Source organism: Streptomyces millisiae (genome assembly GCF_031845425.1).
In the GTDB taxonomy this organism is placed as follows: Bacteria; Actinomycetota; Actinomycetes; order Streptomycetales; family Streptomycetaceae; genus Streptomyces; species Streptomyces millisiae.
Map to the genome: position 1 here is coordinate 226553 of NZ_JAVREM010000002.1, position 18960 is coordinate 245512.

Genomic DNA, 18960 nt, shown 5'->3' on the forward strand with positions numbered 1-18960 from the left:
TGGCCGGCGACTGTGAAGATATTATGAAAGTGGCCTATCTCGACCGGCGTTCTGATCCGACCAATCAGTTCAACCTACGGGGGAGAGTCAGATTCTGAGTCAACCGGAACGTGAACGAGAGGCGTCCGCCACGGGGTGTGTGGTGGGCGGTGGGCGGGTGAATGGCGGGGAAATACTCCCCGAGTCGTCGATGATCGACCACCTCTACGCCCGGTACGAGGAGCGGCTGGCGTACGCCCTGCTGGAGCGCCGGGACCTGCGCGCCGAGTGGCGCAGACAGTTCGGATACGTCTTCGACGACTGTCTGCGGAGCCTGAAGGTCGGCCGCGTGGTCGTCAACGACGACAAGGTGGCGCTGGCCTCCCTGTTGGGGGTCTCCACGGCGCTCTCCGGAATCCCGCTCGACAAACTGACGCTCGCCTGGGGCGAGATGATCGACGTCTTCCTGTCCGGGCTCACCGGTTTCGGCGCCGGCCGACTGCTGCCGACCGGAAGAACCCAGCTCGCCCTCTCCGCGATCAACAGAAGCGTCGTCGAACGCAGCCGAATATCCTCGGTCTGGTACGAGAAAGCGTTACTGAAAAAGCTCGAAGGGCTTCGCACCGCGGACCGCAAGCGTGCCGCGCGCGAACTGCACGACTGGTTCGGCAGTAATATCAGCCTAGCACTCAGGAAACTCGAACTCCATAATCTGGCAACGGAATCGAAAGAAAGTTTCTCGCGGCGACACATCGAGGATCTGCACTCGATACTGGGCAATCTTTTCGAGGGGGTCAGAAGGCTTTCCTCGGGTCTACGCCTGCAGACTCCGGTGTCCAACATCGACCGCGAGCTGCGGTCCTATGTCGACGCCTACGGGCTGGACCTGACCGATGTCACCATCTTCGTCGACGGAGACGAGACCGACGTGCCGTCGCATGTCCGCGGCGAGGTGTTCCTCGTGTTGCGGGAGTGCCTGCGGAACATCTTCACGCACGCCGGCGCCGGGCAGGCACTGGTCATGCTCCAACTGTCGGCGAGCCGGGTGTGCGCCGTCGTCCAGGACGACGGCCGCGGATTCGCGTCGAGTTCCGACGCCTTCGGTCCGCGCACCGGCAGCGGCCTGATCTCCATGAAGGAAAGGATCAGGGCGCTCGGCGGATCCTTCACCATCACCAGCGTGCCGATGAACGGAACACGAATCGCCTTCCTCGTGCCCCTCACGGACGGACCCCATGACCTCGTCTGACCCCATCCGCATCGTGGTCGCCGACGACCACACCCTGCTGCGCGAGACGCTCTGCGAAACCCTGCTGGTGGAGGAGGACTTCGCCGTCTGCGGGGTGGCCGGCACCGGCGACGAGGTGGTCGCCGTCACCGGGGACACCCACCCCGACGTCGTCCTGCTCGACCTCGGCATGCCGCAGCACGACCCGCTGGACACCGTGGCCCGGCTCCACCGGGTCTCGCCCCGGCCCAAGGTCATCGTGCTGACCGTCCACGACCGGGCCGACCTGGTGCGCCGGCTCATCGACGCCGGCGTCGCCAGCTACCTCTCCAAACACGTCAGCCGGAAGTACCTGGTCACCACCATCCGCAGCGCCCACGAGGGCCAGGGCGTCACCATCGCGGTGCCCGGCGGCTTCACCGTCGGCGGCGGCGCCGAGCAGTCCATCGTGCTCTCCCCCAGGGAGCTCGAGGTGCTCACGCTGGTGGCCGACGCGCTGAGCAACCGGCAGATCGCCACCCGCCTCTCGATCACCGAGGGCACCGTCAAGCGACATCTGCGCAACGTCTTCGAGAAGTTGGGGGCGTCCTCCCGCATGGAGGCCGTGCGCACCGCGCGGGAAGCCGCCCTCATCACCCCCGAGTCCTCCTACCTCTGATATCCGGAGGACAGAATCTGCAGGTACGTCTGGTGCAGGTCGTCGGACGGCTCTATTCCGAGCTGTTCGTCGAGGCACCGGCGGGCGTCGTGGAAACTGCGCAACGCCTCGCCGCGCCGCCCGGAGCGGTGCAGCACCTCCATGAGTTGGGCCTGGAGCCATTCGTTGAGCGGGTCGGTGGCCACCAACTCGTAGAGTTCGGGAACGAGATCCCGATGCCGGCCGCTGCGCATGTCCGCCTCGATGCGCAACTCCAGAATTCGGGCCCGCTTCTCCGCGAGATGCGCCAGATGACCGGAGAGCACCGGGCCCACCGGAATTCCCTCCAGCGCGCTGCCCCGCCACACCGCGAGGGCGGCGCGCAGCCGCTCGGCGGATTCCGCGTAACGCCCGGTGTCGAACAGCGCGCGCCCCTCCCTGGCCAGCCGGTCGAACCGGCTCACGTCCAGCAGTTCGTCCGGGATCGAGAGCTGGTAGCCCATCGGCCTGGTGTGCAGCGCCACTCCGGAGGACGGCCCGGGACCCGAGGAACTCAACACCCGCCGCAGGTTGTAGACGTGCGTCCTGATCGTCGTCGCCTCGTTGCGCGGTGGGGATCCCGACCACAACTCCTCGCTGAGCGTCTCGATCGAGACGAAGTGATTGGCCCGCAGCGCCAGCAGTCCTGTCACCTTGGCCAGCTTGAACCCGCGTACCCGACACGTCGCGGAACTGCCTATCACTTCGAGTGGGCCGAGGACGTTGAGTCGCATTATGCACCTCTGAATCCCCCGGGTGGAAAACGCCCGGCACGGTCGATGAGGACGACTCATACAAGCATGAACTGCGGACCCCTGGCGATTCCACATAAAGGTCAACCGGCGCTGCCTCCAAAGGAGTAGACGGCTGCCCCTGAGTGCGCATCGGGAAAACCGGGAACGGGCGACGCCCCGATGGCATCATGAGGTGTCGTACGGAGAGCGGGCAACCATACCGGGGCACCGGAAGAGGATGGACCATGAGGCTACGCGAAGAATACGGGAGGGAGTCCCGCGCATGACGGGATCGATATTGTCGGTACTTCGTCACCAGCCCGCACCGGACCCGAAACTCACCCTTTACCTGATGCACCACGCGGGTGGTTCGCACAGCACCTTCCGGCCATGGCTGCCGCACTTCCCGGAGGACTGGGAGCTGCGGCTGGTCGTCGCGCCGGGCCGGCCCAAGGCCGCCGCGCACCCCGCCGAGCGCCGGCTGACCGTGATCAGCGACGCCCTGGCCGACCGGCTGGCGGCCGAGGACCACGGGCCCTACGCGCTGTTCGGGCACAGCATGGGCGGCCTGGTGGCCTTCGCCGCCGCCCTGGAGACCCAGCGCCGGGGCGGTCCGCCGCCCGTCTGGGTCGGCGTCTCCGGGCATCCGGGCCCGTTCTTCTCGATCACCCGCTCCGACCCGCCGCTCCACGGCCTCCCGCCGGACGGGCTGCGGAGGGCGCTGAGCGACCTGGGCGGGCTGCCCGACCGGATCCTGCGCGATCCGCTGCTCTGGGAGCGCGTGCGGCCCCTGGTCACCGCCGACCTGGAGGCCGCCGAGACCTGGGAGCCGGCCACCTCGCCGGCGCCCGTGCTGCGGCGGCCGCTGTCCGCCTTCTGCGGCGAGTCCGACCCGGTGGCCGACGAGCGGGACGCCCCGCACTGGGCCCGGCACACCACCGACTTCCTCGGCGTACGCTCCTTCCCCGGCGGCCACTTCTACTTCCTCGACGATCCGGAACCGCTGGTCAAGCGGATCGTCGACGACATCCGCTCGGTGCTGCCGAGCCCCGCCCCGCGCGGCTGAGGCGCGGGGCGGGACTCGTGCCCCGGGCTCAGGGCAGCAGCCGCAGCCCCTCGATGCCCGGCAGCGTCATCCGCATGACCACCGCCGGCCCGGGGTCGCCGAGCGAGGTGCCCAGGTGCGCGGTCACGAACAGCTGGTCCATGTCGGGCCCGCCGAACGCGAAGTTGGTGATGCAGGGCGTCCGGGAGTCCAACGAGCCGAGATCCCGCCCGTACCCGTCGCGCACCCGCACCAGCCCGGTGCCGAAGTGGGCCACGAACAGCCGGCCCTCGGTGTCGAAGGCCAGGCCGTCCGGCTGCGCCTCGCCGTCGGTCCAGGTGTTGGGCTGGGACGGCAGCCGGGCGAAGACCGTCGGGCGCACCGGCCGACCCGGCTCGGGGAGCGCGAACCTGATGATCCGGTTCCGTCCGCTCTCCGAGACCAGCAGCGCCCGCCCGTCGGGGCTCAGCGCCAGGCCGTTGGGGTAGTCGAGCACCCCCTCGTCCCCCTCGTCCACCACCGTCATCAACTCCGCGCGCGGATGCGGCAGGTAGTAGACCCGCCCGGGCAGCCCGCCCGCGAACGGACCCGGATCGGTGACATAGGCGCCGCCGGTCCGCGGGTCGATCGCCACGTCGTTGGCGGCCCGCAGCGCCCGCCCCCGGTCGTCGCGGTCGATCACCCGCAGCACCGAGCCGTCCGCGTCCAGCCAGACCACGGCCCCCGGCGGGCCCATCTGCGCCACCAGATGGGTGCCGTCCGCCAGCACCTTGTGCCCGTTCGGCGCCCGGACCGCGCGCGTCCACTCGGTCACCGCGCCGTCCATGCCGATCAGCAGGATCTCGGTGCCCTGGGTGTTGGACATGAACAGCCGCCCCGCGGCGTCGAAGACCATGCCCTCGCAGCCGTGCGGGCCCATCCTGGCCAGCTCGTCGACCCGCGGCACCGGCAACAGCGGCCCCGCGGCCCGATCGTCGTCGAGGGGGGACGCGGCCCGTTCCCCGGCCGGCCGCCCGGCCGCCCAGGACTGGCCGGCGCCCAGCGGCGAGGCCACCCCGAGTAGGGCCCCGAGGCCGGCCGAGGCCCCCAACAGGGACCGCCGGCTCGGGCTCGGCCCCTGGTCTTCCCTGGCACGTGCGCTACGCATCGGCGGCTCGTTCTCCTTCGTGGACCGCGGGTCACTCATGGCGGGTGTGGGACGGGGCGGCGGGCCGGGCGGTCAGCTCCGCCGCCAGCCGGACCACCTGCTCCGCCTGCTCCGGGTTGAGCCGCGGGTCGCAGGCCGTCTCGTAGCGGGGGAGCGGGATCGGGGAGTGCAACTGGCCCTCGTGCGTGACGCACTCCGTGACGTCGTCCGGGGCGGTCTCCAGGTGCAGGCCGCCGGGCGGCAGCCCGTGCGCGCTCATCGCGGCGAAGAACCCCTCGACCTCGGCGAGCACGTCGTCGAGCACCCGCGTCTTCTGCCGGGCCGCCGTCTGCCTGGTGTTGCCGTGCATCGGGTCGGTGATCCAGGTGGCGTGCGCCGCCCGTGGCCCGAGCGCGGACAGCAGGGCCGGCAGCCGCTTCGGCAGCTTCTCCGCCCCCATCCGCACCACGAACGTCAGCCGGCCAGGACGCTCCTCCGGGTTCAGCCGGTCGAGCAGCGCGGCCACGTCGGCCGGCGAGGCGTCCGGGCCCAGCTTCACCCCGATCGGATTGCTGATGGAAGCCGCCAACTCCACGTGCGCGTGGTCGAGTTGCCTGGTCCGTTCGCCGATCCACAGGAAGTGCGCCGAGGACGCGTACCGCCCGCCGGCGGCGTCGGGACGGGTCAGCGCGTGCTCGTACTCCAGCAGCAGCGCCTCGTGGCTGACGTAGGTGGGCGCCAGTGCGGCCCGCACGTCCCCGGCCCCCCGGGGATCGTCGGAGCCCGCCAACTCGGCGAGCGCGGAACCGGCGCAGTCGTAGGCCCGCAACAGCCGCCGCGGGTCGGGGCGGCGGGCCACCTCGGTCGCCTCGACCGAGTTCACGGCGTCGCCGCGGTAGACCGGGAGCACGGTGCCGTCCGGCAGCGTCTCCCACGGGCTGGACCGCGGCTTGGCGAACTGGCCGGCGAACCGGCCGATCCGCACCACGGGCAGCTTGGTCAACGACTCGAACACGTCGGCGAGTCCGTGCAGCAACGTCGCCTTGGCGCGCACCCGGTCCGGGGCGCTGTCCTCGAACAGCTCGGCGCACTCGCCGGCCTGGAGCACGAAGGCGGTACCCCGCGCCACGAAGGCCAGTTCGTCCCGCAGCGCGGCGGCGGTCCCGGCCGTCACCAGCGGGGGGCGCTCGGTCAGCTCGCCGAGCACGGTGTCCAGTTCCCCCCAGTGGGGGGCCCAGTCGGGCTGCTGAGCCGCACGAGTCGGTATCAGCAGGCGGGTGGTTGACATGCGTCCTCTCTTCTCCGGCACTGGTCGGGTGTCGGTCAGCCGATCGCTGTCAGGCGTGGGCGAGGGCCTCGCCGGACGCCGCCTCCGGTTCGCGGCGAGCGTGCGCGAGCAGTTCCCGCAGGGCGGGGATCCGTATCTTCCCGGTGGTGGTGCGCGGCAGTTCGGGCACGGTGTGCACCGCTCGCGGCCCCGGCGCCCCGGGCAGCGCCGCCCCGATGGCCGTCCTGATGCCCGGGGCGCCCGCGCCGGCCGGGCAGGACCCGGCGGCCAGGCACACCTCGTAGTGCTCCCCCCTGACCGGGTCGGACACCGGCAGGCAGACCGCCTCGATCCCGGGGAACGCGGCCCGCACCGCCGCCTCGACCTGGTCGAGCCAGACCCGTCGTCCGTTGACCTTCACCAGCCGCGACGCGCGCCCCAGGTAGTCGAACTCCCCTGGCCCGCGCGGGCGGACGAGGTCCGCGAGACGCCAACTCGCGGGCGGCGCCGCCATGTCGGCCCGGCGCGCGACGCGCGGGCTCGCGACCCGCAGGTGGTGGGCGCCCGCGCCGCCGATGTCCTGGCACGGGTCGGGCAGCAGCGACACGTCCGGCAGCAGCCGCCAGGGGCCGGGATCCGCGCCGGTCGGGGCGACAGGCCGGTGGGCCACCGCGCCGGTCTCCGTCGAACCGAGGAGGCTGACCGCGCGGAAGCCCGTGCCGGCCAGCGCCCGCACCACCTCGCCCGCGGCCTCGGTCGGCGCGGCCGAGCTGTGCAGCGCGACCACCGAGGGCAGCCGGCGCAGCGCGGGCACCAGCCGCCGCAGCAGCGGCCAGCTGGACGGCAGGCAGACCAGCAGGGTGCGGGCGGCGTCGCGCAGCGGCGGCACCGCGGTCACCTCGTGCGACCACGCCTGGTGGACCTCGACGTCCCACAGCCGGGGCAGCACCTCCCCGAAGAGGCGGCCGTAGAGGTGGTGGGTGGGGGCGAAGTTGACGATGTGGTCGAGGGAACCGGCGGGGCCGACCACGGTGTCGGCCACCAGCTGTGCCTCGGCGCGCAGCTGGGCGTCCGTGCGACGCCAGGCCACGGGGTCGCCGGTGTGTCCCGAGGTGGTGAACTCGGCCTCGCCGTCGGGTCTTTCGACCGGTCGCGCGGCCATCAGGCCCCGCCGTCGAGTACCGCGCCGTCCTCCAGGCGCTCGCGGACGAACCGCGCCATCCGGCTGACGCTGGAGAACCAGTGCCGGACGTCGTCGGCCACGAAGTCGACCTCGACGCCGAACCTGGTCTCCACGGCCGTGACGCACTCCATGGCGGTGAGACTGTCGTAGCGCTCGCCGAGGGCGGTGGTCAGCTCGGCGTCGTCCGGGACGTCGGCCAGCGCGTCGCCGAGCGGCACGGCGAGCGCCGCACGCACGCCGTCGCGGATCTGCTTCTCGTCGGGCACGGTGGTGGGGGCGGTCATGCCGGGGTCTCCTCACGTCGCGCGAGCGCGCCGTCGTCGGTGGGGGCGGGCAGGTCGTCGAGGGTGTCGACGCGGCGCAGCGCGCCGTGGTCGGCCACGTAGACGTGGCCCCTCGCGGTGGGTTGCAGGTCGAGGTAGAAGAAGGCGGTGCCGGGGCCGACGCCGAGCGCGGCGGCGATCTCGGCGGCCAGCTGGTCGCGGAAGTCGGCGTCCCGGTCGACGCCGATCTGACAGACCACCGAGGCGTGGTGCAGCGGCTCCTGGGCACCGGGCCCGCCGGGCCCCGTCGGGTCGGCGGCCGGCGCGGGCAGCGCCTCCACCGGGAAGGCGCCGGCGTAGAGGCTGCCCGGCTCCTCGGTGACGAAGCGGACCACGGCGTGCGTGGGTGTGACGCCCCGTCCGGTGAGCCAGCGGGTGAGCCGGACGGCGACGGCGCGGCGTCGGCGCGCGGGCAGCTCGGGGCTGGTGATGGTGATGGTGGGCACGAAGGTCCTTCAGGAGAGGGTGAGGGCGGGCAGCTCCGCGAGCTCGCCCCGGACGCGCCGGGCCAGCAGCGTGCCGACGCAGGTCGCCAGCAGGTCGTCGCCCTCGGGCGGCGCGAGCGGGGTCCAGGCGGTGCCGGCCTCGGTGACGACGCGGTCGACGAACCTGCGCAGGTGGTCGGTGTCCAGCGCCACCCCGTGTCGGTCGGCGGTGAGCACGGCCTCGTAGGTGCTCAGCAGGTCCGGGACGCGGCGGCCCTCGTTGGCGTAGCCGCCGCCGGCCACCCGGTGCCGGTCGAGAGCGGCGCGCACCGCGGCGGGGCGTGGCCGGCCCACGGCCTGCCGGGCGCGCAGCACCTGGAGGGTGGCGCGCAGGGTCGGCGCCCCGCCGGGCACGTTGGCCGCCGGCTCGGCGTCCGGCTCCCCGGCGTCCACCGGGGTGCGGCAGGCGTCGAGGAAGCCGACCAGGCGGGTTCCGTCGAGCACGTCGGGGTGGTCGGGCCGCAGCAGCGACTGGATCTCGGCGGCCGACACGGTGGAGACCACGTCGGAGCCGCGGCCCTCCCAGTAGCCGAACCCGCCGTCGGGGTTCTGGAGTTCGCCGAGCCAGTCGGCGACCCGCTTGCGGGCGCCCGGGTCGTCCCGGAGGGCGCCGGCCGAGAGCGCCCAGAGGGTGCAGCGGACCTCGCTGCCGCGGGCCGGCATGTACATCACGCCGCCCTCGTTGGGCAGCAGGCAGCCGGCGAGCCAGTCGCGCAGCTCGTCGGGGCCCGGGGCGGTGGCTGGGGCGTCCGGGTCCGCGATGAGCAGCGTGGCCGAGGTGGCGAGCGCGTCGGCGGCCAGCGCCGGCTCGCGGTAGGTGAACCCGCCCTGCTCGCAGGCGAGTTCACGCATCCGGGCGGTCACCGCCGGTGCGTGCTCGGCGGTGGGGGCGCCCATCGCGTGCAGCGAGCCGATGGCGCAGAACGAGGCCCAGACGTCCTCGACGGGATAGCCGTCCCAGCGGACGAACGCCCCGGTGGCGCCGCGCCTCCGCTCGATCCAGGCGACGCAGGCGGCCGGGTCGGCGGGGGCGCCGCCCAGCGCGTCGAGCGCCGCGGTGGCCCGGTAGGTGGCCCACATGCAGGGCACCTCGGCGGCCGGCGAGAAGCGGAACCCGCCCTGCGGCGTCTGCTGCGCCCGCAGCCAGGCCAGGAGCCGCGCCACGTCCCAGGGCGGCGCGGTGTGGCCGGTCCTGGCGAGCACCCGCCAGGCGAGCACCCCGTAGAAGCAGGCCCGGACGTCGGCGACCCCGGCGGCGGCGTGCTCGGGGGTCCAGCCGAGTCCGCCGCCCGCGGTCTGGAGCGCGCCGAGCCAGCCGAGCAGCCGGTCCGGCTCCGGCACCGGCTCGCGGCACACCTCCAGGGTGGTGCGGGTGGAGAAGAAGGTGGCCCACGCGTCGGGGAGCTGTCCCGGCATCATGGCGAAGGCGTCGCCCGACCAGGTCTCGCGCAGCCAGGCGGCGGTGCGGTCGAGACCGGCCGGGGCGTGCTCCGCGACGCCGAGGCGGGCCAGGTCGATCAGCCCCTGGGTGCAGTAGTAGGTGGCCCAGGCGTCCGAGGCCATGCCGCGGCTCCAGGCGTAGCCGCCGTCCGCGTTGCGGCGGGTGGCCAGGTAGCGGGCGGTCCGCTCCGGGTGCGGCACGCCGTCGGGGCGGCGCAGCCAGCCCAGGGTGCGGATGGCGGCGTAGGTGCACCACAGGTCGGGCTGGCCGGTGGCCACGCCGGCCGGGGAGGCGGTGGTGGTCATGAACCGGCCTCCACCACGCGGAGGTTGGTGCGCTTCCAGCTCTTCTGGGAGGCGCCGCTCTTGGTGTTGACGGGGAGCGCGTTGACGAAGCGCACGTCGCCCCAGGTCACCCGCAGGCTGCTGCGGGAGGCGGCCTGCACCGCGTCGGCCAGCTCGCCCTCCGCGCCGCGGTCCCAGTCGCTGTCGCGCTCCAGCAGGAGGCGCAGCGGCCGGCCCTCGGGGTCGACCTCCATGAGGTAGCCGGTGGCCGCGGTCTCGCCGTAGACGATCTCCTCCACCTCGCGGACCGTGACCTTCGCGCCCGCCAACACCAGCGCGTCGCTGCTGCGGCCGTGCACGGTGACGGAGGGGGCGGCGGTGCCGCAGCGGCAGTCGTCGGCGAGGGTGACCTCGTCCCCGGTGTCGAGGCGCAGCAGCGGCCTGGCGTGCAGGTTGAGCGGGGTGACCACGAGGCGGCCGCGCTCGCCGGCGCGCAGCGGCCACACGCCGTCCGCGGTGGCGAGCTCGAAGTGGTTGGCGGCCAGCAGGAGGTGCTGCCGCCCGGCGTGGCAGGAGGTCGCCAGCGTGCCGGTCTCCGTGCTGCCGTAGCTGGCGTCGTAGACCTCCGCCTGCCACCAGGCGCCGAGCCTGGCCCGGAACGGCGCGGTGTTGACCTCGCCGAGCAGCATGATCTTCTCGACCGAGGCGCGGTGCGCGGCGAGTTGGTCGCGGCGCTTGAGCAGCCGGGTCAGCTGCTGGGCCACTCCAGGGGCCACGTAGAGCACGGTCGGGCGCAGGGTCTCCCAGATCTGGGTGAGCCGGTCCCAGTCGCAGATGCCGGTCGCGAAGGGGTAGGCGCGGGTGTGCACCGCGCCCAGATATTCGCACACGTGAACGACGAGATCGCCGACCGGGACGACGTCGGACGGCAGCAGCACCAGCACCCGGTCGCGCTCGCCGAGCAGCGGGCGCCAGGCCTCGGCGACCGAGACCGCGTTGCGGATGGCGTCCTCGGCCAGTCGCGGGGTGGGGGTGGGGCGGCCCGTGGTGCCCGTCGTCTCGTAGTACTTGTCGGCCTCGGCCGGTTCCACGATGCAGTAGTCGAGCGGCCTGGCCTTCAGATCCTCCTTGCGGGTGATCGGGTGGTCGCGGAACGTTTCCATCGAGAACGGCGGGAGCGGCGCGTAGGCCGGCGCGGTCGACGCCCGTTCCCAGACTTTTTCGAGCTTGTGCTCGTGGAAAGCGGAAGGCGGATTCTCGGTTCGAAAGCGGGTCGCCTCGGCGCGGGCGTCGAGCATGAGCTCGAGCCGGTCTGCCGTGGTTATGAGCACGTCACATCCCCCTGGTCGGTTGTGGTGCGCAAGACGTCTTTCGGCGGTTTCGAAACTAGTCGTCCCGGCGAGGGCGCCACAATGCGGGGATGATTATGTTTGGCGCCGCATTATTGCGCGGGTGAGCACAATCGCAAATGTTCACAGATTTTTCATCTGTGGATGTTGTTCTCGGATACATCCGAATGGGATGCCGGGAAAGCGGAATGAATTACTCCGGAAAAGCGGCAGGAAAAAGGCCCGTCCGAAGACGGGCCATCGAATTCAGAGCGACATCAGGTGTACGCGAGCAGCCTCCCGGCGGCGATCACGCCCACCCAGACCAGGGTCGAGACGATCCCGGCCGCGCGGGCCGCGGCCGGCGCGACCTCGCGGACGTCCCACCGGTCGACCGAGCGGTAGACGCCGAGGTGGAAGACGGCGACGTTCACCCCGGCGAGCAGCAGGAGCCCCAGCTTCCAGGGTGCCGCGGCGCTGTTGCCCACTGCCGCGGCGCCGGAGACGAACATCACCACCCCGGAGAGCGCGGCGATCACGAAGCCGAACCGGGCCAGCGGCAGCAGGTGCCTGGCGGCCGACGTCACCGGCAGCAGCCGGCGGCCGACCCCGAGCAGCCGCAGGTCGAAGGCGATGGCCGGCCCGACCAGTACCGCGATGCCGACCAGGTGCACCGTCTCGAGCGACGAGTACACCCAGGGGGTCGTGCGGACGGCCTCGCCGAGCTCCGTCCGCTCCAGCCAGTCGTAGAACTCGTCCATGCTCAGTCCCGGTTGCCGCGCCGCACGACGTAGAGGCCGCCGCCGACCACCACGAGCACGCCGACCGCGAGCAGCGCCCAGACGACCGCCGACGAGGAGCCCTCGTCCTCGGCCGCGCTCTCCTCGGCGGCGTCGTCGGCGCCGTCCGTCCCGCCGGTGTCCCCGGCGCTCCCGGTACCCTCGGCCGGCGGGTCGCCGTCGGCCGGTGGGTCGCCCGCGTCCGCCCCGTCCTCGGCGCTCTCCGCCGGGGCCGCCTCGGGCATCGCCGGCAGCGGCACCGAGCGCTGGCGCACCACCTGGCCGCTCTCCAGCACGACCAGCTCCGGCCGGATGTGGGCGTCGTCGTCACGGCCCAGGTAGCCGACCGCCTCGATCCGCTCGCCCTCGGGCACCTCGCCGTCGAGCCCCCAGGCCGAGAGCCGCTCGATGGGCGCCAGGTCCATCGTCAGCCGCTCCGCCTCGCCGCCGTAGGGCCGGGTGGCCTCCAGCACCTCGCGTCCGTCGAGCTCCTCGAGTTCCGGCGGGATGTCGAGTTCGGCCCAGCCGGCCGGTACCGAGACCGGGGTCTCGAGCTCGATCGTCACCTCGGGGTGGGGATTGCCCCACCGGACCTCGCTGACCGTTCCCGACACGTAGTAGGCCGCGGTCGTGTCGTACTCCTCCCACCCGTGGTGCGCGGCCGCGGGGTTCGCGGTCGCCAAGCCGATCACGGTCGCAACGAGCAGGGAGAAGGCGGTGGTTGCGGAAGCACGTCGCATGGCAGCAAGGCTGGGGGATGGCATGCTTCACAGCTACATAGTTCCATGGGACAGTAATAACTGATCAAATATTGCTATGAATCTCGACCAGCTCCGCTACATCGTGCTCCTCGCCGAGGAGCTGCACTTCGCAAGAGCGGCGTCAAGACTCGGGCTGCAGCAACCCCGGCTCAGCCAGCAGGTTCGGAAGCTCGAGGACGAGCTCGGGGTACTGCTGTTCGAGCGCACCACCAGGGAAGTCCACATCACCTCGGCCGGCAAGGGCTTCGTGGCCGAGGCCCGGCGGGTGCTGCACCACGCCGAGCGTGCCAAGCGCATCGCACGGCAGACGGGGCGGGGTGAGGTCGGCCAGCTCTCGCTCGGCTTCGTGGGCTCCGCCTCCCACGAACTGCTGCCCAGGCTGCTGCGGCGCTTCCGGCAGGGCTATCCGGGCGTCAAGTTACAACTCCGCGAGATGGCGAGCAGCCAGCAGATCGGCGAACTCCTCGCCGGACGCCTGGACATCGGCATCCTGCACGGTCCGGACGGCGGCGTGGGCCACCCGGAGCTGGCAGCCCAGGAGATCTCCCGCGACCGACTGGTCGCCGCCCTCTCCCGCCGACATCCCCAGGCGTACCGCGACCCGCTGCCGATCGCCAGCCTCGCCGAGGACGCGTTCGTGCTCTTCCCCCGGCGGCTCGGCCCGTCGCTGCACGACCAGATCATGCACCTCACCCGGTCGGCCGGCTACGAGCCGCAGGTCACCCAGGAAGCCGTGCACATGCACACCATCATCGGCCTGGTCGCGGCCGACATCGGCGTCTCCATCGTGCCCGGCGCCATGGCCTCGCTGCGCCGCTCCGACGTCGTGTTCCGGCCGCTGACGCCGCAGTCCCACAGCATCGCCCTGCATCTCGCCTGGCGGCGCGGCGAGACCAGCCCCGTGGTCCGCAACTTCCGCAACCTCAACGCGCCTCGGACCTGACCACCTCTTCGGCGTGCCGCAGAAAGCGACGGAGCGCGGGAAGCTCGCTGTCCCGGCGCCAGGCGAGGCCCAGCGGCACCGTCGGCTCCGGCTCGGCGAACCTCCGGATGGCGACGCCGGGCACCCGCAGTCGACTGGCCCGGCCCTCGACCACGACGGTGACCCCGGCGCCGAGGGCCACCGCGTGCAGCAGCCGCTCCTCCTCCGGCTCCCAGCGGGCCACCGGCGGCCTCACCCCCGCGCCGAACACCTGATCAAGCATCCGATCCCACATGCCAGGGCCGTGCTCGCGCGGCCACCACACCAGGGGCTCGCCGGCCAGGTCGGCGCGGCGGATCCGACGCCGGCGGGCCAACGGGTGGTCGGCCGGGACCGCCGCCACCAGCGGCTCCACCGCGACCTCCCGACAGGCCAGATCGCCGGCGAGGTCGATCGGTGGCCGCACGAACGCCGCGTCGAGCGAGCCGAGCCGTAACAGCCGTTCGTGCAACGCCGTGTAGCCGCTGGAGAGCCGCATCTCGACGCCGGGGCACTCCTCCCGGAACCCGTCCACCAGCCGCGCCGTCACCCCCTGGGCCGCGGAACGCGTCAGCCCGACGCGCAACTCGCCGGTCTCGCCCGCCCCGTAGGAGCGCACCAGGGCCTGCGCAGCGCCCGCCCGCGTCAACAGGTCGCGCGCCAGCGGCAGCAGCGCCCGCCCGGCCCCCGTCAACGCCACCCCGCGTCGGTCCCGCGCGAACAACTCGGCGCCCAGCCGCCGCTCGAGCACCTTGATCTGCTGGCTGAGCCCGGGCTGCGCGATGTTCAACCGCCGTGCGGCGCGCCCGTAATGAAGCTCCTCCGCGACCGCGACGAAGTACCGCAACTGCCGCAGCTCCATGCGCGGAAGTGTACGCGGCGTGCCCGCCGTGAGAAGTGTCCGCGATCACCTGGGAAGAAACCGGACTTGGCCGGTCGGGCGCCCGCCGTGGATGAATGTCGTGATGCCAAGACCGGGAGAAAGCACCACGCGACGCCGCTCCGTCGCCCTCGCCTCGATCCTGCTCGCCACCTTCGTCGGCCACCTCGACTCCAGCATCGTCCTGCTCGCCCTGCCCGCCATCAGGGAGGAACTCGGTGCCTCCTACGGCCAGACCCAGTTCGTCGTCGCCGGCTACACCGCCGCCTACGCCGCCGGCCTGGTGACCGGTGGGCGGCTCGGCGACCTGCACGGCCGGAAGCGGGTGTTCCAACTCGGCGTCGCCGCCTTCACCCTGCTCTCGGCCGCGTGCGCGCTGGCGCCGGACGCCACCGCCCTGCTGACCGCCCGCACCCTCCAGGGCCTGTCCGCCGCCCTGATGCTCCCCCAGGTGCTCGCCATCGTGCAGGCCACCTTCGCCGGTTCCGAACGCGCCCGCGCGATCGGGGCCTACGGCGCCACCATGGGCCTGGCCTGGATCGCGGGCCCGCTCGGCGGCGGCGCCCTGCTGGCCTGGGACCCCGGCGGCCTCGGCTGGCGGGCCCTCTTCCTGGTCAACCTGCCGGTCGGCCCGCTGATCCTGCTCGCCGCCCGGCGCACCGTCGTGGAGAGCCGGGGCCCGCGCCAGCGGCTCGACCTCGCCGGCGCCCTGCTGCTCGCCGTCGCGCTCTACGCCCTGCTGCTGCCGCCGGCCTCGGCCGAGGGCGGCCACTGGTCCGGCTGGCTCGCCCTCCCCATGGCCGGCGGCCTCCTCGTGCTCACTGCCTTTCTCGCCCTGGAACGCCGCCTCCAACGGCGGGGCCTGGCCCCGCTGTTGCCGCCGAGGCTGCTCGCCGAGCGCCGCATGGCGCGCGGCCTGGGCGCCCTGCTGGCCTTCTACGGCGGCAACATGGGCTTCTTCACGCTGATCGCCTACCACGTGCAGAACGGCCTGGAGCGCAGCCCGCTGGTCTCCGGACTGGTCTTCGCGCCGCTGGCCGTGGGCTTCGCGCTGGCCAGCGCCGGCAGCCGCGTCCCGCACGCCAGGTTCGGCCACCGGCTGCCGGTCGGCGGCGCGCTGCTGACGGCGGTCGGCCTGGCCGGCGTGGTCGGTATCGTCCTCCGGGTGCCGGAGGACTCCCAACTGCTGTGGCTGCCCCTGCCGTTGGCGCTTGTCGGGCTCGGCCAGGGCCTGGTGGCCTCCCCGCTGATCACCGTCGTGCTCGACGGCACACCGGTCGCCGACAGCGGAGCCGCCAGCGGGGTGCTGCTCACCGCGACCCAGGTCGCCCACGCCTCCAGCGTGACGGTGATCGGCGGCCTGTTCGTGGCCGTCCTCGGCGCCGAACCCGGCGCCGCCGGCCTCGACTTCGACGACTACACCCGGGCCACCGGCACCGCCTGCGCCGCCGCGCTCGCCCTGGCCCTGCTGACCGCCGTGCTGGCCCGCCGGCTCCGCCCGGCGGCGCCCGCCACCGTCGGCACCGGCCGTACCCGGGACCCCGGGCCGGCCGGGCCGCTCCACCCCGCCGCGACCGGGGACGGCGCCCCGTCGGCCCCGGCCCCGCGCCCTTCCCGACCGACCGCCGAGGAGGCGACATGACCACCACCCTCCCCGCCCCCGTCACCATCGGATCCGCCACCCGGCTCACCCCCGACCTCCTGGAGCGCGCCGCCGCCGGCCCACTCGCCGTCCGCCTGGACCCCGCGACCCGGCGCCGGGTCGGCGACTGCCACCGCTTCCTGCTCCGCTGCCTCGCCGAGGGACGCCCGGTCTACGGCGCCACCACCGGCTTCGGCGCGCTCGTCGGACTGCCGGGCCGCGCCGACGCGGCCGACCAGTGCGAGAGCCTGCTCGACCACCTCACCGCGGGCCAGGGGGACGACCTGCCCTTCGAGGTGGTCCGCGCCACCCTGCTCGCCCGCCTGTGGGCGCTGGCCAAGGGCCACTCGGGAGCCCGCGAACAGGTGCTCGACGCGCTCGTCGCGGCGCTCGACACCGGGTTTGCGCCCGCCGTGCCCGAGCTCGGCTCCGTCGGCGCGAGCGGCGACCTGGTGCCCACCGCCCACCTGGTGCGCGGGCTGCGCGGCGAGGGCCACGCGCACCTCGCCGGCCGGCGGCTGCCCGCCGCCGAGGCCCTGCGCCGCGCCGGCCTCACCCCCATCGACCTGGCGGGACGGGACGCCCTCGCGCTGGTCAACGGCACATCCTTCACCGCCGCCGCGGCCGGCCTCGCCCTCGCCCAGCTCACCCGCTCCCTGGACGCCGCCCTGCGGCTCACCGCGCTGCTGGCCGAACTCCTCGGCAGCACACCGGACTTCGCCGACCCCTCGCTGCTCACGGCCTACCACCACCCGGACGCCTCCGCCGCCGGCGACCGGCTGCGCGCCCTGCTCGCCGGCACCACGCCCAGCGGCGAACGCCCCCTGCAGGAGCCCTACTCCATCCGCTGCGCGCCCCAACTCCTGGGCGCCGCGATGGCGTCGGCACGGCACGCGGCCTCCGTCATCGAGGACGACCTCAACGGGATCAGCGACAACCCGCTGTTCTTCCCCGAGGAGGACAAGGTCTGCCACGGCGGCAACTTCTTCGGCCAACCCGTCGCGTTCGCCGCCGACCTGCTCTCGCTGGCCGCCGTGCAGACCGCGAACCTCGCCGAGCGCCAGCTCGACCTGCTGCTCGACCCACACCGCAACGGCGGCCGCAACCCGCTGCTCGCCGCCGACCCCGGCAGCCAGCACGGCCTCGCCGGCGTCCAGCTCACCGCGACCGCCATCACCGCCCAGATGCGCCGCACCGCGACCCCGGCCAGCGTCCAGAGCCTGCCCACCAACCTGCACAACCAGGACATCGTCCCCTTCGGTACCCAGGCCGCGCTCGGCGCCTACCGCCAGGCCCGCGCGCTGCGCCTGCTGCACGGCTCGCTCGCCCTCGCCCTGCGCCAGGCCGCCCACCTCGGCGACCGCCTGCCCACCGCCCCCGCCTGCGCCGCCGAGCTCGACCGGCTCGCCGAGGCGCTGCCCCCGGTCAGCCCCGACCGCCCGCTGGCCGCCGACGTCCGCCTGGCCGCCGACCTGCTGGACGCCGCCGGCGAGCCGCCACGCCCCGGCCGGCCGTCGATCTAGGACGCCGGGCGTCCTGTTGGCCGCCTAGCCTCCGGGGCATGGCAGACACCACGCCGCACGACAGCACCATCAGTCCCTTCCGTATCGAGATCCCGCAGGCCGCGGTCGACGACCTGCACGCCAGGATCGCCAACACCCGCTGGCCGGACGAGCTGCCGGGCGTCGGCTGGAGCCGCGGGGTCCCGGTCGGCTACCTGCGGGAGCTCGCCGAGCACTGGCGCACCGCCCACGACTGGCGGGCCCAGGAGGCCGCGCTCAACGCCCACCCCCAGTTCCGCACCACGATCGAAGGACAGCGCCTGCACTTCCTGCACGTCCGCTCGCCCGAGCCGGACGCCCTGCCGCTGATGCTGCTGCACGGCTGGCCGGGCACCTTCGCCGACTTCCTCGACGTCATCGGGCCGCTGACCGACCCCCGGGCGCACGGCGGCGACCCGGCCGACGCGTTCCACCTGGTGATCCCCTCGCTGCCCGGCTTCGGGTTCTCCACCCCGCTCGCCGGGCCCGGCATGAACGCCGACCGGATGGCCGGCCTCCTCACCGAGCTGATGGCGCGCCTCGGCTACCGGCGGTACGGCGTCCAGGGCTACGACACCGGCTCCTGGGTGGCCCCCCGGATGGGGCGGCTGGCGCCCGAGCGCGTCGTCGGCGTCCACCTCAACGCGATGATCTCCTTCCCCGTGGGCGTCGACGGCGAGACGGAAGGGCTCAGCGAGGCCGACCAGCGCCGCTGGCAGCGCATGCGGGACTTCAACGACGGCTACCTCCTGTGCAACGCCAAGCGGCCGGCCACCGTCGGCCACGCCCTGCACGACTCGCCCGTCGGCCAGCTCGCCTGGATCGTGGAGAAGTTCAAGGAGCTGACCTGGCCCGCGGAAGGGCTGCCCGAGGACGCCGTCGACCGGGACCGGATCCTCACCGACGTCTCCCTCTACTGGTTCACCGGCACGGCCGTCTCGGCGGCGCAGATCTACTACGAGGAGATCTCCGCCGCCGAGTGGAGCGCCGAGGACGGAGAGGGGGAGTGGGGCGAGGGCGCGGGCGACTGGGCGCCCGAGCGTGGCACCGTCCCCACCGGCGTGCTGCTCTCCGCCCACGACGTGACCGTGCGCCCGTGGGCCGAGCGCGACCACCACGTGGTGTCCTGGACCGAGCTGGACGAGGGCGGCCACTTCCTCGCCATGGAGGCCCCCGACGTCCTGACCGCCGAGGTCAGGGCCTTCTTCCGGGAACCGCGCCGGCCGGCACCCGGTGCTCACACGGGAGTGGCGGGCGGTGTGCAGGGGGCGTAACGCGGCTCGATCTCGGCACGTGA

The 18960-nt window shown here is 73.3% G+C and carries 18 protein-coding genes; 7 read left to right on the forward strand and 11 right to left on the reverse strand.

The features are described from left to right. Positions 1-190: 190 nt before the first annotated feature. The gene (locus RNC47_RS03185; protein ID WP_311595283.1) at positions 191-1228 is read left to right on the forward strand and encodes a sensor histidine kinase; all 1038 of its coding nucleotides are present in this window, start codon (positions 191-193) and stop codon (positions 1226-1228) included. Then, positions 1215-1865: a response regulator transcription factor gene (locus tag RNC47_RS03190; RefSeq protein WP_311595285.1), complete on the forward strand. Its 651-nt coding sequence runs from the start codon at positions 1215-1217 to the stop codon at positions 1863-1865. The genes RNC47_RS03185 and RNC47_RS03190 overlap by 14 nt, the downstream gene beginning before the upstream one ends. Here RNC47_RS03190 and RNC47_RS03195 read toward each other — a convergent pair. Then, on the reverse strand, positions 1856-2536 hold the full coding sequence (locus tag RNC47_RS03195) for an AfsR/SARP family transcriptional regulator (RefSeq protein WP_311595287.1): 681 nt from the start codon (positions 2534-2536) through the stop codon (positions 1856-1858). The genes RNC47_RS03190 and RNC47_RS03195 overlap by 10 nt on opposite strands. A gap of 433 nt (positions 2537-2969) precedes the next feature. Between RNC47_RS03195 and RNC47_RS03200 the strand changes: the two genes are divergently transcribed. Beyond that, a complete protein-coding gene (locus tag RNC47_RS03200; RefSeq protein WP_311595288.1) occupies positions 2970-3683 on the forward strand; it encodes a thioesterase II family protein in 714 nt (237 codons plus the stop codon). Positions 3684-3711: 28 nt separating this feature from the next. Here the strand turns inward: RNC47_RS03200 and RNC47_RS03205 are convergent, their stop codons facing one another. From RNC47_RS03205 to RNC47_RS03245, 9 genes are all read right to left on the reverse strand, one after another. Beyond that, positions 3712-4809: an SMP-30/gluconolactonase/LRE family protein gene (locus tag RNC47_RS03205; RefSeq protein WP_311595290.1), complete on the reverse strand. Its 1098-nt coding sequence runs from the start codon at positions 4807-4809 to the stop codon at positions 3712-3714. A gap of 31 nt (positions 4810-4840) precedes the next feature. After that, complete coding sequence (locus tag RNC47_RS03210; protein WP_311595292.1) at positions 4841-6076, reverse strand: 3-deoxy-7-phosphoheptulonate synthase; 1236 nt, start codon at positions 6074-6076, stop codon at positions 4841-4843. Between the two features lie 49 nt (positions 6077-6125). After that, entirely contained in the window at positions 6126-7217 is a 1092-nt protein-coding gene (locus RNC47_RS03215; protein ID WP_311595294.1) for a class I adenylate-forming enzyme family protein, read from the reverse strand. Further along, positions 7217-7522 (reverse strand): acyl carrier protein, encoded by a 306-nt coding sequence (locus RNC47_RS03220; protein WP_311595296.1) that lies wholly within the window; start codon positions 7520-7522, stop codon positions 7217-7219. Before RNC47_RS03220 ends, RNC47_RS03215 begins: the two co-directional genes overlap by 1 nt. Further along, positions 7519-8007: a hypothetical protein gene (locus RNC47_RS03225; RefSeq protein WP_311595298.1), complete on the reverse strand. Its 489-nt coding sequence runs from the start codon at positions 8005-8007 to the stop codon at positions 7519-7521. Before RNC47_RS03225 ends, RNC47_RS03220 begins: the two co-directional genes overlap by 4 nt. Positions 8008-8016: 9 nt before the next feature. Beyond that, positions 8017-9792, reverse strand: a complete 1776-nt coding sequence (locus RNC47_RS03230; protein ID WP_311595300.1) for a prenyltransferase/squalene oxidase repeat-containing protein — start codon at positions 9790-9792, stop codon at positions 8017-8019. Next, positions 9789-11102: a phenylacetate--CoA ligase family protein gene (locus tag RNC47_RS03235; RefSeq protein WP_311595301.1), complete on the reverse strand. Its 1314-nt coding sequence runs from the start codon at positions 11100-11102 to the stop codon at positions 9789-9791. Before RNC47_RS03235 ends, RNC47_RS03230 begins: the two co-directional genes overlap by 4 nt. Positions 11103-11377: 275 nt before the next feature. Further along, positions 11378-11860 (reverse strand): DUF6644 family protein, encoded by a 483-nt coding sequence (locus RNC47_RS03240; RefSeq protein ID WP_311595303.1) that lies wholly within the window; start codon positions 11858-11860, stop codon positions 11378-11380. A gap of 2 nt (positions 11861-11862) precedes the next feature. Further along, complete coding sequence (locus RNC47_RS03245) at positions 11863-12618, reverse strand: DUF6152 family protein (RefSeq protein WP_311595305.1); 756 nt, start codon at positions 12616-12618, stop codon at positions 11863-11865. Between the two features lie 76 nt (positions 12619-12694). On the opposite strand from RNC47_RS03245, the gene RNC47_RS03250 reads away from it, so the two are divergent. Beyond that, positions 12695-13582, forward strand: coding sequence for a LysR family transcriptional regulator (locus RNC47_RS03250; protein ID WP_311595307.1), 888 nt, complete (start codon positions 12695-12697; stop codon positions 13580-13582). Here RNC47_RS03250 and RNC47_RS03255 read toward each other — a convergent pair. Then, positions 13563-14462: a LysR family transcriptional regulator gene (locus RNC47_RS03255; protein WP_311595308.1), complete on the reverse strand. Its 900-nt coding sequence runs from the start codon at positions 14460-14462 to the stop codon at positions 13563-13565. The genes RNC47_RS03250 and RNC47_RS03255 overlap by 20 nt on opposite strands. Before the next feature lie 103 nt (positions 14463-14565). Here RNC47_RS03255 and RNC47_RS03260 point away from each other — a divergent pair, with 103 nt between their 5' ends. From RNC47_RS03260 to RNC47_RS03270, 3 genes are read left to right on the forward strand one after another with little or no spacing between them, the layout of a single operon-like run. Next, entirely contained in the window at positions 14566-16122 is a 1557-nt protein-coding gene (locus RNC47_RS03260) for an MFS transporter (protein ID WP_311595309.1), read from the forward strand. Beyond that, positions 16119-17645: an HAL/PAL/TAL family ammonia-lyase gene (locus RNC47_RS03265; protein WP_311595310.1), complete on the forward strand. Its 1527-nt coding sequence runs from the start codon at positions 16119-16121 to the stop codon at positions 17643-17645. Before RNC47_RS03260 ends, RNC47_RS03265 begins: the two co-directional genes overlap by 4 nt. A 38-nt stretch (positions 17646-17683) precedes the next feature. Next, complete coding sequence (locus RNC47_RS03270; RefSeq protein ID WP_311595312.1) at positions 17684-18937, forward strand: epoxide hydrolase family protein; 1254 nt, start codon at positions 17684-17686, stop codon at positions 18935-18937. Positions 18938-18960 lie beyond the last annotated feature (23 nt).

What these genes read in the sequence shown, in the direction of transcription:
- RNC47_RS03185 (WP_311595283.1), top strand. Translation starts at nt 191, where the DNA reads ATGATCGACCACCTCTACGCCCGGTACGAGGAGCGGCTGGCGTACGCC.
- RNC47_RS03190 (WP_311595285.1), top strand. Translation starts at nt 1,215, where the DNA reads ATGACCTCGTCTGACCCCATCCGCATCGTGGTCGCCGACGACCACACC.
- RNC47_RS03200 (WP_311595288.1), top strand. Translation starts at nt 2,970, where the DNA reads ATGCACCACGCGGGTGGTTCGCACAGCACCTTCCGGCCATGGCTGCCG.
- RNC47_RS03205 (WP_311595290.1), bottom strand. Translation starts at nt 4,809, where the DNA reads ATGCGTAGCGCACGTGCCAGGGAAGACCAGGGGCCGAGCCCGAGCCGG.
- RNC47_RS03210 (WP_311595292.1), bottom strand. Translation starts at nt 6,076, where the DNA reads ATGTCAACCACCCGCCTGCTGATACCGACTCGTGCGGCTCAGCAGCCC.
- RNC47_RS03215 (WP_311595294.1), bottom strand. Translation starts at nt 7,217, where the DNA reads ATGGCCGCGCGACCGGTCGAAAGACCCGACGGCGAGGCCGAGTTCACC.
- RNC47_RS03220 (WP_311595296.1), bottom strand. Translation starts at nt 7,522, where the DNA reads ATGACCGCCCCCACCACCGTGCCCGACGAGAAGCAGATCCGCGACGGC.
- RNC47_RS03230 (WP_311595300.1), bottom strand. Translation starts at nt 9,792, where the DNA reads ATGACCACCACCGCCTCCCCGGCCGGCGTGGCCACCGGCCAGCCCGAC.
- RNC47_RS03240 (WP_311595303.1), bottom strand. Translation starts at nt 11,860, where the DNA reads ATGGACGAGTTCTACGACTGGCTGGAGCGGACGGAGCTCGGCGAGGCC.
- RNC47_RS03245 (WP_311595305.1), bottom strand. Translation starts at nt 12,618, where the DNA reads ATGCGACGTGCTTCCGCAACCACCGCCTTCTCCCTGCTCGTTGCGACC.
- RNC47_RS03250 (WP_311595307.1), top strand. Translation starts at nt 12,695, where the DNA reads ATGAATCTCGACCAGCTCCGCTACATCGTGCTCCTCGCCGAGGAGCTG.
- RNC47_RS03255 (WP_311595308.1), bottom strand. Translation starts at nt 14,462, where the DNA reads ATGGAGCTGCGGCAGTTGCGGTACTTCGTCGCGGTCGCGGAGGAGCTT.
- RNC47_RS03260 (WP_311595309.1), top strand. Translation starts at nt 14,566, where the DNA reads ATGCCAAGACCGGGAGAAAGCACCACGCGACGCCGCTCCGTCGCCCTC.
- RNC47_RS03265 (WP_311595310.1), top strand. Translation starts at nt 16,119, where the DNA reads ATGACCACCACCCTCCCCGCCCCCGTCACCATCGGATCCGCCACCCGG.
- RNC47_RS03270 (WP_311595312.1), top strand. Translation starts at nt 17,684, where the DNA reads ATGGCAGACACCACGCCGCACGACAGCACCATCAGTCCCTTCCGTATC.